Below are 14,056 nucleotides of genomic sequence, written 5' to 3'. Positions count from 1 at the left end.
CAACGCGTATGTGGGTCTGTGGTCACGGTGCGGGGGCGTAAGGGCATATGCGTACGCCCCCGACGCGCGTGGTGTGCGCTGCGAGGAGCATGTGCCGCCGGGCCATGGCGGCCGCCGCGCTTCCGGTGTCCCGGCCTCATAGACTGGGGCGCTGCCCGTACGCCTTTCGCTCCGCCGGAAGCGTGAGGGCCCGTCACCACTCCCGCCCCGAGAGGCCGTCACTCACCCATGAGGCTCGTCTTCGCAGGTACCCCCGAGGTCGCTGTTCCCGCACTGGACGCTCTGATCGCGTCCGGGCGGCACGAGGTGGTGGCCGTCGTCACCCGGCCCGACGCACCGGCGGGGCGCGGGCGCAGGCTTGTCGCCAGTCCCGTCGCCGAGCGGGCCGAGGAGGCCGGGATCGAGATCCTCAAGCCGGAACGGCCCCGCGACGAGGACTTCCTCGCGCGAGTTCGGGAGATCGCGCCCGACTGCTGCCCCGTCGTCGCCTACGGTGCGCTGCTGCCGCGCGTCGCCCTCGACCTCCCCGCCCACGGCTGGGTCAACCTGCACTTCTCCCTGCTTCCCGCCTGGCGCGGCGCCGCCCCCGTGCAGCACTCGCTCCTGGCGGGCGACGAGATCACCGGGGCTTCCACCTTCCTCATCGAGGAGGGGCTCGACTCCGGGCCCGTCTACGGCACCGTCACCGAGCAGGTCCGGCCCACCGACACCAGCGGCGACCTGCTCACCCGTCTCGCCTTCGCCGGATCCGGACTGCTCGCCGCCACCATGGACGGGATCGAGGACGGCACCCTCAAGGCCGTGCCGCAGCCCGCCGAGGGCGTCACGCTCGCCCCGAAGATCACCGTCGAGGACGCGCACGTCGACTGGTCCGTGCCCGCGCTCCGCGTCGACCGCCTGGTGCGCGCCTGTACCCCCGCGCCCGGCGCCTGGAGCATGTTCCGCGGGGAGCGGCTCAAGCTCATCCAGGTCACGCCCGTGCCCGAGCGGACGGATCTCGCTCCCGGGCAGCTGGCCGTCGGCAAGAACAATGTGCACGTCGGCACGGGTTCGTACGCCGTCGAGCTGATGTGGGTGCAGGCCCAGGGCAAGAAGCCGATGCGGGCCGCGGACTGGGCGCGCGGGGTGCGGATCGGGGCCGCGGAGATGCTCGGGAGCTGACCTCCCACCGCACTCGGCCGGCACTGCCGGGCCGCCGCGGCGGCCCGGTCCCCGCGGTGCCGCCGACCCTCCCGGCCTTCCCGCCGCCCGGCGGACGTAGGCTGGTAAACGCACACCACCCCACACCCGGAGCACCTTTTTCGTGAGCGACCAGCCCCGTCGTCCCCGCAAGCCCTACCGCCGGCCCCAGAAGGACCCCGTCCGCATCCTCGCCTTCGACGCGCTCAGGGCCGTCGACGAGCGGGACGCGTACGCAAACCTCGTGCTGCCGCCGCTGCTGCGCAAGGCGCGCGAGAAGGACGACTTCGACGGACGGGACGCGGCGCTGGCCACCGAGCTGGTGTACGGGACGCTGCGTCGGCAGGGAACGTATGACGCCGTCATCTCGGAGTGCGTGGACCGGCCGCTGCGTGAGGTCGATCCGCCCGTGCTCGACGTACTGAGCCTCGGTGTGCACCAGTTGCTGGGGACGCGGATCCCCAGCCATGCCGCCGTGTCCGCCACGGTCGAGCTCGCCCGGGTCGTGCTCGGTGACGGGCGGGCCAAGTTCGTCAACGCCGTGCTGCGCAAGGTCGCCCAGAGAGACCTCGACGGCTGGCTGGAGCGGGTCGCGCCGCCCTACGACGAGGACCCCGAGGACCACCTCGCGGTCGTGCACTCCCACCCCCGCTGGGTCGTCTCCGCCCTGTGGGACTCCCTCGGCGGCCCACGCGCCGGGATCGAGGACCTCCTCGAGGCCGACAACGAGCGACCCGAGGTCACGCTCGTCGCCCGTCCCGGGCGCTCCACCACCGAGGAGCTGCTGCGCGAGCAGGCCGCGGTGCCGGGCCGCTGGTCGCCGTATGCCGTCCGGCTCACCGAGGGTGGTGAGCCCGGTGCCGTCGAGGCGGTACGGGAGGGCCGTGCGGGCGTGCAGGACGAGGGCAGCCAGCTCGTCGCGCTCGCCCTCGCCAACGCGCCCCTCGACGGGCCCGACCGCACCTGGCTGGACGGCTGCGCCGGGCCCGGCGGCAAGGCCGCCCTGCTCGCCGCCCTGGCCGCCGAGCGCGGAGCCGTGCTGCTCGCCTCCGAGAAGCAGCCGCACCGGGCCGGACTGGTGGCGAAGGCGCTCGCCGGGAACCCCGGGCCGTACCAGGTCATCGCCGCCGACGGGACCCGGCCGCCGTGGCGGCCCGGCGCCTTCGACCGCGTTCTGGTGGACGTGCCCTGCACGGGGCTCGGAGCGCTGCGCCGCCGTCCCGAGGCCCGCTGGCGGCGCCGTCCCGAGGACCTCGACGGGTTCGCACCGCTGCAGCGCGCCCTGCTGCGTACGGCCCTGGAGTCCGTACGCGTCGGAGGCGTCGTCGGCTACGCCACCTGTTCGCCCCATCTCGCCGAGACCCGTGCCGTGGTCGACGACGTGCTCAAGCAGTACCCGGACGCCGATCTTCTCGACGCCCGACCGCTGCTGCCCGGCGTGCCGGCCCTCGGTGACGGCCCCGACGTACAGCTGTGGCCGCATCTGCACGGGACCGACGCGATGTACCTGGCGATCATCCGGCGCACGGGCTGAATCCTTCCTTCCGCGGCGTGCGCCCGCCGGACGGGGGTGCCGCTCGTACCCGGTTCCGCCTCCGCGACCGGTTCCCGCCGGGACCGGCGCGAGCAACCGGCCCTGGGCATGGCAGGCTTGGGTCATGGCCGTGCAGATCAACCCCAGCATCCTGTCCGCCGACTTCGCCCGCCTCGCCGAGGAGGCGAAGGCCGTGGACGGGGCCGACTGGCTCCACGTCGACGTCATGGACAACCACTTCGTCCCGAACCTGACGCTCGGCTTGCCGGTCGTGGAGTCCCTGGTCCGGGCGACGGACACCCCGCTGGACTGCCACCTGATGATCGAGGACGTCGATCGGTGGGCTCCGCAGTACGTCGAGGCGGGCGCCGGGTCCGTCACCTTCCACGCCGAGGCGGCCGCCGCGCCCGTACGGCTGGCCCGCGAGATCCGCGCCAAGGGCGCCCGGGCCTCCATGGCCCTCAAGCCCGCGACGCCCATCGAGCCGTACGAGGACCTGCTCCCCGAGCTGGACATGCTGCTCATCATGACGGTCGAGCCCGGCTTCGGCGGGCAGGCGTTCCTGGACATCATGCTCCCGAAGATCTGCCGCACCCGTGAGCTGATCAGCAAGCACGGCCTCGAGCTGTGGCTGCAGGTCGACGGCGGAGTCTCGGCCTCCACCATCGAGCGGTGTGCGGAGGCGGGAGCGGATGTGTTCGTGGCGGGTTCGGCGGTGTACGGGGCGGCCGACCCCTCCGCAGCGGTACGTGCACTGCGCAACCAGGCGGAGCGGGCGACGGCCCAGGCATCGTGGGCGTGCGACGACTGAGCCAACAGAACCTGAACGCCGACCGTCCGGCCAGATCGACTCCGCCGGATCTGCAAGGATGAACAGCGTATGCAGAGTGTGAACGGCAGTGAGGAGATGACCGTGTCGGGTATGTCGGCGGGCCGGTCAGCCATGCGGATGGGACCCGCTGAGCTGGTGCAGGCGGCGGCCATGGCCCGCCGCTTCTACCTCGAGGGCAAATCCAAGATCCAGATCGCGGAGGAGTTCGGCGTCAGCCGCTTCAAGGTGGCCCGGGTCCTGGAGACCGCCCTCGAACGGGATCTCGTGCGGATCGAGATCCGTGTGCCGGCCGAGCTGGATGCCGAGCGCTCTGATGCGCTGCGTGCCCGCTACGGCCTCAGGCATGCCGTGGTGGTCGAGTCCCCGGCCGAGGCCGAGGAGTCACCCGACCCCGAGAATCTCGGTGAGGTGGCCGCCGACCTGCTCGGCGAACTGGTGAACGAGGGCGATGTGCTGGGACTGGCCTGGGGCCGGTCCACCATCCACATGGCGGCCGCCCTGAACCGGCTGCCGCCCTGCACGGTGGTACAGCTGACAGGCGTGTACGACGCCGGGACCGCCGAGCGCGGTTCGGTGGAGGCCGTCCGCCGTGCCGCGCAGGTCTCGGGCGGGGACGCCCACCCCATCTACGCGCCGATGCTGCTGCCGGACGAGGCGACCGCGGCGGCGCTGCGCAACCAGACGGGGATCGCCCGCGCCTTCGAGTACTTCGACAAGGTGACGGTCGCCTGCGTCTCCATCGGCTCCTGGGCGCCGGGCATCTCCACGGTGCACGACATGCTCAGTGAGGAGGAGCGCGCCCACTACGCCTCACTCGGTGTCGCCGCCGAGATGTCGGCGCACCTCTTCGACGCCGAGGGCCGCCGGATCGGACGGGACCTGGGGGAGCGGTGCATCACCGTCAAGGCGGAGCAGCTCCGCCGAATCCCCGAGGTCGTCGCCATCGCGGGCGGGCAGCGGAAGGCGGCCGCCATCGACGCGGTGCTGCGGTCCGGGCTCGTCACCAGCCTGGTGACGGACACGGCGGCGGCCGACTACCTGATGACGGCGGGGCAGCCACCGAAGCCGGCCCTGAACCGGGCTGATCCGGACGGGGCCTGATCACCGGCGGGGACGGCTGTGACAGCATCGGCGCCATGCTGTCGCGGTCCGTCCCCCGTCTTTTCGCGGGGCTCTTCCTCTGCCTGTCCGTTCTGCTCACCGGGTGTTCCACGAGCGACACCTCCACCCCCTCGGCGCCGGCCCCCTCATGGGCCGGGCACATGGCCACCGTCAGGGAGTCCCGGCTCCCCGTCGAAGCCAGGCACACCCTCGCCCTCATCGACCAGGGCGGCCCCTTCCCGTACGCCAGGGACGGCGTCGTCTTCGGCAACATCGAGCGCCTGCTGCCCCGGCACCCGCGCGGTTACTACCACGAGTACACGGTGAAGACGCCGGGCTCGCGCGACCGCGGGGCCCGGCGCATCGTCACCGGGCAGGGCGAGGAGATCTACTACACCGACGATCACTACAACTCGTTCAGGGCGGTGCTGAGATGACCGGCGATCTCGCGGGCCGGCGTGTGGTCACGCTGGACCTCGACGGGGCCTGCGACAAGGCCGCGTTCATGGAGCGGATCGTGCGCGCCCTGGAGCTGCCGGACTGGTTCGGCCGCAACTGGGACGCGCTGGCCGACTTGCTCGCCGACCACACCATGTGGCCTGGCGACGCCGCCGAGAAGGGCCTGCTGCTCGTCGTACGGGGCTGGCAGCCCTATGCGAAGGCGCGGCCCGGGGAGTGGGAGACCGCCCAGGAGGTGTTCTCCCAGGCGGTGGACCAGGCCCCGGGCCTCTCCGTGGCGCTTGCGCTTGGAGCATCCCACGAAGGGGCCGTTGACCTGCCTGGATGATCTGTCCGGGCAGCGCATACCCCCCGTCATGGGACAATGAAGTACGTGCTCTTCCCCCTGGCTGATCTGTCAGGGGGCCACCTCTGATCGACTGGGATGTGCAGCACGTGCGTTTCCTCAACGACATCCAGCCCGCGTACGACCTGACGTACGACGATGTGTTCATGGTGCCGAGCCGCTCCGCGGTGGGTTCCCGTCACGGTGTGGACCTCGCCGCCCCGGACGGCACGGGCACCACCATCCCGTTGGTCGTCGCCAACATGACCGCGATCGCAGGCCGGCGCATGGCGGAGACGGTGGCCCGCCGCGGTGGCCTCGTCGTCATCCCGCAGGACATCCCGATCGACGTGGTCACCGAGGTCATCTCCTGGGTCAAGGACCGCCATCTGGTGCTTGACACCCCGATCGTGCTCGCCCCGCACCAGACGGTCGCCGACGCCCTCGCGCTGCTGCCGAAGCGCGCGCACAACGCCGGTGTGGTCGTCGACGCGGACCACCGGCCGATCGGCGTGGTCACCGACGCCGACCTGTCCGGCGTGGACCGCTTCACACAGCTCGAAGTGGTGATGTCCAAGGACCTGCTGCTGCTCGACGCCGCCATCGACCCGCGCGAGGCCTTCAACGTCCTCGACGGCGCCAACCGCCGCTATGCCCCGGCCGTCGACGAGGACGGCAGGCTCGCCGGCATCCTCACCCGCAAGGGCGCCCTGCGTGCCACGCTGTACACGCCGGCCACCGACGCGAACGGCAGGCTGCGCGTCGCCGCCGCCATCGGTATCAACGGCGACATCGCGGGCAAGGCGAAGCAGCTGCTCGAAGCGGGCGTCGACACGATCGTCATCGACACCGCGCACGGCCACCAGGAGTCGGTGATCAGCGCCGTCCGGACCGTGCGCGCGCTCGATCCCCAGGTGCCGCTCGTGGCCGGCAACGTCGTCGCCGCCGAGGGTGTGCGCGACCTGATCGAGGCCGGCGCGGACATCGTCAAGGTCGGTGTGGGTCCCGGCGCCATGTGCACCACGCGCATGATGACCGGCGTCGGCCGCCCGCAGTTCTCGGCGGTGCTGGAGTGCGCGGCCGAGGCGAGGAAGTACGGCAAGCACGTATGGGCCGACGGCGGTGTCCGTCACCCGCGCGACGTCGCGATGGCGCTGGCGGCCGGTGCGTCCAACGTGATGATCGGCTCGTGGTTCGCGGGCACCTACGAGTCCCCGGGCGACCTCCAGCAGGACGCGGACGGCCGCTTCTACAAGGAGTCGTTCGGCATGGCGTCGGCGCGTGCGGTCCGCAACCGTACGTCGGAGGAGTCGGCGTACGACCGCGCCCGCAAGGCCCTGTTCGAGGAGGGCATCTCGACCTCCCGCATGTTCCTCGACACGGCCCGTCCGGGCGTCGAGGACCTGATCGACTCGATCATCGCGGGCGTCCGCTCGTCCTGCACCTACGCGGGCGCCGACTCGCTGGAGGAGTTCGCCGAGCGGGCCGTCGTGGGCATCCAGAGCGCCGCGGGCTACGCGGAGGGCAAGCCGCTGCACGCCAGCTGGAGCTGAGCCGGCTCCTTTCGTACGACGGCCCCCTCCCGTCAGCGGACGCGCGGGGGCCGTCGATGCGAGGAGCCTACGAGAGCAGGAACACAGCGGGACCGTCGTCCCGCGGTCATCGCAGAGAAGTGAACCCCCCGCCTTGCTGAACGATCTCGACGAACGCATCGTGCACGCCCTCGCCGAGGACGCCCGCCGCTCCTACGCGGACATCGGGCAGATGGTCGGCCTGTCCGCGCCTGCCGTGAAGCGACGCGTGGACCGTCTGCGCGCAACCGGCGCCATCACCGGGTTCACGGTCCGGGTGGACCCTGCGGCGCTCGGCTGGCAGACCGAGGGGTTCGTCGAGATCTACTGCCGGCGCAACACCTCGCCGGAGACCATCCAGCGGGGCCTGGAGCGTTACCAGGAGGTCGTGGCGGCCTCCACCGTCACCGGTGACGCGGACGCGGTCGTCCAGGTCTTCGCCTCCGACATGCGCCACTTCGAGCGTGTGCTGGAACGGATCGCCGGGGAGCCGTTCGTGGAGCGCACCAAGTCGGTGCTGGTCCTTTCCCCCCTCCTGCGCCGGTTCTCCTCGGGCTCGCCCACCTGAGAGCCCTGTCGCCGGTGGAGTGCCGTACCGCCTGGGCCCTGAGCGCCCGCCGCGCAAAAGGTCAGCCGGCCGTCGTACGTGCCAGCGCGTTGTTCCCGATCGAGTTGTGCACGCTGAAGCTCACGGCGTCCGAACGGTAGCGGTCGTCCGACCACTCCACCGGGCGCCCCTCGCGGGTGGTCGTGACCCGGCGGACCCGCAGCAAGGGGCTCGTGCGGCGCACCCCGAGCAGTTCGGCGTCCTGGGCGCCCGCCGCGACCGCGTCGATGACGTGCTCGCCGTACGCGAAGACCAGGCCCGTGTCCTCGAAGAGCCGCTGGGTGACCGAGGGGCAGTCGGGCTCGATGGACTCGACCGCCGGGGAGATCCAGTCGGCGTACACCGTCCGCTCCAGCAGCACCGGCTCTCCGTCCAGTCCGCGCAGGCGCAGCACGTGCAGGACGGGGGTGCGCTCGCACAGGTGCAGCCGTACCGCGTCCTCCTGGGTCGCCGGGCGGAACTCCTGCGCGACCACGCGCCCGGTCGCCTTGCGACCCATGGCCCTCGCCCACCCGGCGAAGCTGCGCAGCTCCGCGAAGCTCTGGCTGCGCCGGCTGGCCAGGACCACCCGGCGGGCGCCCTGCCGTGATCCGATGAGCCCCTCGGCGGTCAGGGCCGCGACGGCTTGGCGGACCGTGCCGCGTGCGACGCCGTAGCGGGCCGCGAGATCCGTCTCCGTGGGCAGCAGACCGCCCACGGTGTACTCCTCGCGGTCGATGGCCCGCCGCAGTTCGTCGGCGATCTCCTCGTGTCGCGCCGCCATGCTTCCCCTCCGAGTCGGCCGCTGTGCACAGCGCGACCAGCGTAATCGAGACCTGGGCGCGGTCTACGGCGATTGGGACTGTGCAGGCGAAAGGGGCGCGGAGTTGAGGCGTTGTTCACCGACAGGACACCGGAGACGGGCGTACTGAGGTCAACTTGTTCAAACAAGTTCTCCACCTCGCCTCAGCCCCCTGCGTACCCCGGGAGAGACCGTGCCCGTGTTCCAGCCGAGGACTGCCGTCCTCACCGGTGGCCTCGCCGTCGCCGCCGCGCTCGCCCTCAGCGCCTGTGGCGCCGCACCCGCCGACGCGGCGACCACCGCGGACGGCAAGAGCGCGCGGTGCTGCCCCATCTGCGTGGCGCGCTGCTGAACGCCTCCTTCCTCACGCTGGCGCTGGTTCTGGGCGAGTTCACCGTCGCCCAGCTGCTGGGTTTCACACCCTTCGTCGTGTGGATCTACAGCGTCGGCGGGTCGCAGGCCCAGCTGTCCGTCGCCGTCTCCGTGCTCAGCCTGCTCGTCACCTGGGCCCTGCTCCTCTCACTCGCCGTCTTCGGCGGACGCTCCCGAACCTCCGCCGCCAAGGGATGAACCTCATGACGCTCGACAAGGCACTACCGCGCGACCATGCGGCGACCGTCGAATTCCAAGGCCTGCGCCGCAAGTTCGGTTCGACCGTCGCCCTGGACGGACTCGATCTGGCCGTACGGCCCGGTGAACTCCTCGCCCTGCTCGGCCCGTCCGGCTGCGGCAAGACCACCGCGCTGCGCATGCTCGCCGGGTTCGAGCACCCCGACTCCGGTGAGGTGCTCGTCGACGGCGAGGACGTCACCCGCGTCCCGGCGCACCGTCGCGACGCCGGGATGGTCTTCCAGTCCGTCGTCACCGGCGCACTGAGCCCCTGGCCCGACGTCGCCGGCAACGACTGGCCGTCGGACCATGCGGCGGTGATCACCACGTTCGCCGTGCTCCACGAGGACTGACAAGCCGGGGCGGCAGAGCGAGGCATGAGCCCCCGTCGATCCGGGCGGGCCGCGGCCGGGGGTGCGCAACGAATCGCCGCCGGAGCGGGGGCGGACGCAACGATCAGTGCACCGGCGCGCAACGGCTCCTGCTTGTCCGGCCCGGTGCGCCGACCGTAGCGTCTTCCTCACCCCCCAACCCCCGTCCCACCGGTGGAGAACACGCATGCGCACCGCCCTGCTCCAGAGTTCCGGCTGTCCGGGATCCGTCGCCGAGAACCTCGCGGTGCTCGACGAGGCCGCCGGCCGTGCCGCCGCCGCGGGCGCCGGGCTGCTGGTCGCGCCGGAGCTGTTCCTCACCGGGTATGCAATCGGCGACGCCGTCGGCCGGCTCGCCGAACCGGCCGACGGCGACGGGGCCGACGCGGTCGCCGAGATCACCTCGCGGCACGGTCTTGCGATCGCCTACGGCTACGCGGAGCGGGACGGCGAGACCGTCTTCAACTCCGTCCAGCTGATCTCCGCCGAGGGCACGCGCCTCGCCAACTACCGCAAGACGCACCTCTTCGGCGGCTTCGAGCGCGACCACTTCACCCCGGGCGAGCAGCCGGTCGTCCAGGCCGAGCTGAACGGCCTGCGGATCGGACTGATGATCTGCTACGACGTCGAGTTCCCCGAGAACGTCCGCGCCCACGCCCTGGCCGGCACCGACCTCCTCGTGGTTCCGACGGCCCTGATGCACCCGTTCCAGTTCGTCGCAGAGTCCCTGGTCCCGGTGCGCGCCTTCGAGAACCAGATGTACATCGCGTACGTCAACCGGGTGGGCCGGGAAGGGGAGTTCGAGTTCGTCGGGCTCTCCACCCTCGCGGGGCCCGACGGGATCGCGCGCGCCCGGGCGGGCCGCGTCGGGGAACTCGTCCTCGCCGACGTCGCCCCCGCCCACCTCGCCGTCTCCCGCGAGGCGAACCCGTATCTGAAGGACCGCCGCCCCGGCCTCTACGGCTCCCTCGTCTGACCCCTCAGCCTTTCCCAGAGTTCTCTTCCCGCAAGGAGCCCGCACCCCATGACGTCCACGGTGCCCAACGCCGTCCAGCGCACAGACGAGCAGCAGCCGCCGATCACCATGTTCGGGCCGGACTTCCCCTACGCGTACGACGACTTCCTCGCCCACCCGACGGGCCTCGGGAAGATACCCGCGACCGAGCACGGCACCGAGGTCGCGGTCATCGGTGGCGGTCTGTCCGGCATCGTGGCCGCGTACGAGCTGATGAAGATGGGGCTGAGGCCCGTCGTGTACGAGGCCGACCAGATCGGCGGCCGACTGCGTACGGTGGGCTTCGAGGGCTGCGACCCCTCGCTGACCGCCGAGATGGGCGCCATGCGCTTCCCGCCGTCCTCCACGGCGCTGCAGCACTACATCGACCTGGTGGGCCTTGAGACCAGGCCCTTCCCCAACCCGCTGGCCGAGACGACGCCGTCGACCGTCGTGGACCTCAAGGGCGAGACCCACTACGCCAAGACCCTCGACGATCTGCCGCAGGTCTACCGCGACGTGGCGAACGCCTGGAACGCGTGCCTGGAGGAGGGCGCCGACTTCTCCGACATGAACCGCGCCCTGCGCGAGCGGGACGTCAAGCGCATCCGCGAGATCTGGTCGAGGCTCGTCGAGAAGCTGGACAACCAGACGTTCTACGGCTTCCTCTGCGACTCCGAGGCCTTCAGGTCCTTCCGGCACCGCGAGATCTTCGGCCAGGTCGGCTTCGGCACCGGCGGCTGGGACACCGACTTCCCGAACTCCATCCTGGAGATCCTGCGCGTCGTCTACACCGAGGCCGACGACCACCACCGCGGCATCGTGGGCGGCTCCCAGCAGCTTCCCCTGCGGCTGTGGGAGCGGGAGCCGGAGAAGATCGTGCACTGGGCGTACGGAACGTCCCTGAAGTCCCTGCACCAGAACGGCGAGCCCCGCCCCGCCGTGACCCGGCTGCACCGCACCGCGGGCAACCGGATCACCGTCACCGACGCGAACGGCGACATCCGCACGTATCGGGCGGCCGTCTTCACCGCCCAGTCCTGGATGCTGCTCTCCAAGATCGCCTGTGACGACTCGCTCTTCCCGATCGACCACTGGACGGCGATCGAGCGCACGCACTACATGGAGTCGAGCAAGCTCTTCGTGCCCGTGGACCGGCCGTTCTGGCTGGACAAGGCCGTCGACGACAGGGGACGCCCGACGGGCCGCGACGTCATGTCGATGACGCTCACCGACCGCATGACCCGCGGCACCTACCTCCTGGACGACGGTCCGGACAAGCCCGCCGTCATCTGCCTGTCGTACACCTGGTGCGACGACAGCCTGAAGTGGCTGCCGCTGTCCGCGAACGAGCGGATGGAGGTCATGCTGAAGTCGCTCGGCGAGATCTACCCGGACGTCGACATCAGAAAGCACATCATCGGCAGCCCGGTGACGGTCTCCTGGGAGAACGAGCCCTACTTCATGGGCGCGTTCAAGGCGAACCTGCCCGGCCACTACCGCTACCAGCGGCGCCTGTTCACGCACTTCATGCAGGACCGGCTGCCCGCCGACAAGCGGGGCGTCTTCCTCGCCGGCGACGACATCTCCTGGACGGCCGGCTGGGCCGAGGGCGCCGTGCAGACCGCGCTCAACGCCGTGTGGGGCGTCATGCACCACTTCGGCGGCGCGACCGACCCGGCCAACCCCGGCCCCGGCGACCTCTACGACGAGATCGCTCCGGTGGAGCTTCCCGAGGACTGAGCCCCGGTGCGGGCGGTCAGAGCCCGGCCGCCCGCGCCTTCTCGTACACCTCCGCGGCGGTGTCCTTGAGTTCCTGGGCATCGCGCGCGGTGGCCTGCAGTTCGACGAGGATCTCCTCGATGCCGATCTCCGCGTGGGCGAGAAGGTCCTCGACGATCTGGTCGGCGCTGCCGTGGAAGGCAGGCCGGTCGGCGCCCTCGTAGGACTTGGCCGAGCAGCGCGCGTTGGCCCGCAGCACCGTCTGGATCGGCTCCCGGCGTCCGCGTTCGGCGGCCAGGTCCTTCAGCGCACGCCACTGGCTCGCGATCTGCTCCACGCCCGCGCCCACCGGCAGCCAGCCGTCGGCGTGATCGACGAGCCGCTCCTGTGCCCTGCGGGAGCTGGCGGCCAGCAGGATCGGGATCGGCCGGGCCGGTTTGGGGCCGACCAGGGCCGAGTCGATGCCGGTGATCCGGCCGGTGTAGTGCACCGGGTCCGGCCCCCATACCGCCCGGCAGACGTCGATCACCTCGTCCAGGACCCGGCCGCGCTCCTTGAACGGCCGGATTCCCGCAGCCGCGTACTCGTCGAGGGACCAGCCGGTGCCGAAGCCGGCGATCACCCGCCCACCGCTGGCCGCGTCCAGCGAGGCGAGGGCCTTGGCGAGCTGGAACGGTGTGTGCAGCGGTGCCACGAGCACACTGCTGCCCAGCCGGACCCGTTCGGTGGCCGTCGCGGCCAGCGCGAGCGTCACCAGCGGGTCCGCCACATGCCGGTAGGAGTCCGGCCAGGGCATGCCCTCGATGCCGTACAGCCCCTGGGTGGCCGGCTCCGGGAACAGGGCCCGCTCGAACACCCACAGGCTGTCGTATCCGATACGCTCCGCGGCACGCGCCACGTCGGGCACATCCTTGCCCAGGTCGTACTGCCGCATCTGAGGGAGGCCGAGTCCCAGACGGGTCGTCATGGTGGTGCTCCTTCGTGATCGCGAGTTTCCGCCGGTCAACTTACTGTGATCGCACGCAAGTTCCGGAGATACAGGGTAATTACGGCGGTTCTTGGGTGAGTTTCTCTTGTAGGAGGCGTCGGATCAGCCCGGAAGGGGCGTGAGCAGCATCCGGCTCGCGAAGCCCATCGCCGTGTCCAGACGCCGCGCGAACTCCTCGGCGATCTCCGGCAGTTCCCGCAGGGCCCACAGAGCGCGCGCTGCCGCCCAGGCGGCCTCGCGCGACTGCTCCAGGCTCCATGAGCCGAGCAGATGGGTCAGCGGGTCGGTGATCCGGAGCAGATCGGGGCCGGGCGTCAGATCCTCGAGGACACGGTCCTCCAGCGAGACGAGGATGTCGCCCACGTCGTCGAACTCGTTCTCCAGCTCGGCCGGTTCGCAGCCGAGAGTACGACAGGCGTCCACGACGGCGAGCGGAAGATCGTGCCCGATGTGTGCATTGATACCGGCGAGCGCGAACTGCACGGGCCGTACGCCGGGATGGCGCCGGAACAGGAACAGCGGCCGCCAGCACGCGGGCGGACACCCCTCCTCGGCCACCGTCAGATAGCGCTCTGCGAACCGCACGTCCAGCGCGATCGCGGCTCGCCGGTCCGTGCAACCCCCGGCGTCCGGACGGCGTCCGGCCTCCTCGGTGACGGTGAGGTAGACGCGGTTGAAGACCGCGACGCCGTCGCCGGGCGGCCAGGCCTTGTCGAGCGCGCGCATCCGTGAGACGACCGCGGCCACTTCCGTGGTGAACTGCTCCAACCGCACCATGGGGGCAGGGTCGCAGCCCTGGGCTGACCGGAACGGCACCGGCCCACGGGCTTCCCCGAAACGGGGGAACCCGGCGCTGGGCCGGCCGGGGGACGGAAAGGGGAGCGCACGTGTCGGGCTTACGCGTCCGGCGGCTGACCGCGCGCCGGACGCGTCCTGAAGGGCGCGGACCCCGGACGCACGTCTACTACGACGGGGGCCACTCC

13 protein-coding genes and 3 pseudogenes are annotated in these 14,056 nt (G+C 71.3%); 13 read left to right on the top strand and 3 right to left on the bottom strand.

What is annotated here, in order from left to right:
• Positions 1 to 228: 228 nt before the first annotated feature.
• The 8 genes from fmt to BIV24_RS02235 all read left to right on the top strand — a co-directional run bounded on the left by fmt (position 229) and on the right by BIV24_RS02235 (position 7,569).
• Complete coding sequence (fmt, locus tag BIV24_RS02270; RefSeq protein ID WP_071364411.1) at positions 229 to 1,161, top strand: methionyl-tRNA formyltransferase; 933 nt, start codon at positions 229 to 231, stop codon at positions 1,159 to 1,161.
• A 142-nt stretch (positions 1,162 to 1,303) separates the two neighbouring features.
• Positions 1,304 to 2,713: an RsmB/NOP family class I SAM-dependent RNA methyltransferase gene (locus BIV24_RS02265; protein WP_071364410.1), complete on the top strand. Its 1,410-nt coding sequence runs from the start codon at positions 1,304 to 1,306 to the stop codon at positions 2,711 to 2,713.
• Positions 2,714 to 2,837: 124 nt separating this feature from the next.
• Positions 2,838 to 3,524 carry a ribulose-phosphate 3-epimerase gene (gene rpe / locus BIV24_RS02260; protein WP_071364409.1) on the top strand — a complete coding sequence of 229 codons (687 nt, stop codon included), beginning with the start codon at positions 2,838 to 2,840 and terminating at the stop codon, positions 3,522 to 3,524.
• A gap of 78 nt (positions 3,525 to 3,602) precedes the next feature.
• Positions 3,603 to 4,646: a sugar-binding transcriptional regulator gene (locus BIV24_RS02255; RefSeq protein WP_071364529.1), complete on the top strand. Its 1,044-nt coding sequence runs from the start codon at positions 3,603 to 3,605 to the stop codon at positions 4,644 to 4,646.
• A 35-nt stretch (positions 4,647 to 4,681) separates the two neighbouring features.
• A complete protein-coding gene (locus tag BIV24_RS02250) occupies positions 4,682 to 5,083 on the top strand; it encodes a guanyl-specific ribonuclease (protein ID WP_071364408.1) in 402 nt (133 codons plus the stop codon).
• Entirely contained in the window at positions 5,080 to 5,433 is a 354-nt protein-coding gene (locus tag BIV24_RS02245; RefSeq protein ID WP_071364407.1) for a barstar family protein, read from the top strand. The genes BIV24_RS02250 and BIV24_RS02245 overlap by 4 nt, the downstream gene beginning before the upstream one ends.
• 107 nt (positions 5,434 to 5,540) lie before the next feature.
• Entirely contained in the window at positions 5,541 to 6,983 is a 1,443-nt protein-coding gene (locus BIV24_RS02240) for a GuaB1 family IMP dehydrogenase-related protein (RefSeq protein WP_071364528.1), read from the top strand.
• Positions 6,984 to 7,116: 133 nt separating this feature from the next.
• Entirely contained in the window at positions 7,117 to 7,569 is a 453-nt protein-coding gene (locus BIV24_RS02235; RefSeq protein ID WP_071364406.1) for an Lrp/AsnC family transcriptional regulator, read from the top strand.
• 61 nt (positions 7,570 to 7,630) lie between these two features.
• Here the strand turns inward: BIV24_RS02235 and BIV24_RS02230 are convergent, their stop codons facing one another.
• Positions 7,631 to 8,371, bottom strand: coding sequence for a GntR family transcriptional regulator (locus BIV24_RS02230; RefSeq protein WP_071364405.1), 741 nt, complete (start codon positions 8,369 to 8,371; stop codon positions 7,631 to 7,633).
• 211 nt (positions 8,372 to 8,582) lie between these two features.
• On the opposite strand from BIV24_RS02230, the pseudogene BIV24_RS32940 reads away from it, so the two are divergent.
• The 5 genes and pseudogenes from BIV24_RS32940 to BIV24_RS02210 all read left to right on the top strand — a co-directional run.
• A pseudogene (locus BIV24_RS32940) lies at positions 8,583 to 8,708 on the top strand (ABC transporter substrate-binding protein); the annotation flags it as partial.
• A pseudogene (locus tag BIV24_RS02225) lies at positions 8,705 to 8,959 on the top strand (ABC transporter permease); the annotation flags it as partial. The pseudogenes BIV24_RS32940 and BIV24_RS02225, both read left to right, overlap by 4 nt.
• A pseudogene (locus tag BIV24_RS02220) lies at positions 8,956 to 9,246 on the top strand (ATP-binding cassette domain-containing protein); the annotation flags it as partial. The pseudogenes BIV24_RS02225 and BIV24_RS02220, both read left to right, overlap by 4 nt.
• Before the next feature lie 310 nt (positions 9,247 to 9,556).
• Entirely contained in the window at positions 9,557 to 10,345 is a 789-nt protein-coding gene (locus BIV24_RS02215; protein WP_071364402.1) for a carbon-nitrogen hydrolase family protein, read from the top strand.
• 48 nt (positions 10,346 to 10,393) lie between these two features.
• Complete coding sequence (locus BIV24_RS02210) at positions 10,394 to 12,106, top strand: flavin monoamine oxidase family protein (protein ID WP_071364401.1); 1,713 nt, start codon at positions 10,394 to 10,396, stop codon at positions 12,104 to 12,106.
• A 16-nt stretch (positions 12,107 to 12,122) separates the two neighbouring features.
• Here BIV24_RS02210 and BIV24_RS02205 read toward each other — a convergent pair whose 3' ends face one another.
• Both BIV24_RS02205 and BIV24_RS02200 read right to left on the bottom strand, forming a co-directional pair.
• Positions 12,123 to 13,052 (bottom strand): LLM class F420-dependent oxidoreductase, encoded by a 930-nt coding sequence (locus BIV24_RS02205; protein WP_071364400.1) that lies wholly within the window; start codon positions 13,050 to 13,052, stop codon positions 12,123 to 12,125.
• A gap of 123 nt (positions 13,053 to 13,175) precedes the next feature.
• Complete coding sequence (locus BIV24_RS02200) at positions 13,176 to 13,850, bottom strand: DUF5995 family protein (RefSeq protein WP_071364399.1); 675 nt, start codon at positions 13,848 to 13,850, stop codon at positions 13,176 to 13,178.
• Positions 13,851 to 14,056: the final 206 nt, after the last annotated feature.

The organism is Streptomyces colonosanans, assembly GCF_001866645.1.
In the GTDB taxonomy this organism is placed as follows: domain Bacteria; phylum Actinomycetota; class Actinomycetes; order Streptomycetales; family Streptomycetaceae; genus Streptomyces; species Streptomyces colonosanans.
This window is presented reverse-complemented; position numbering and strand designations above follow the sequence as displayed.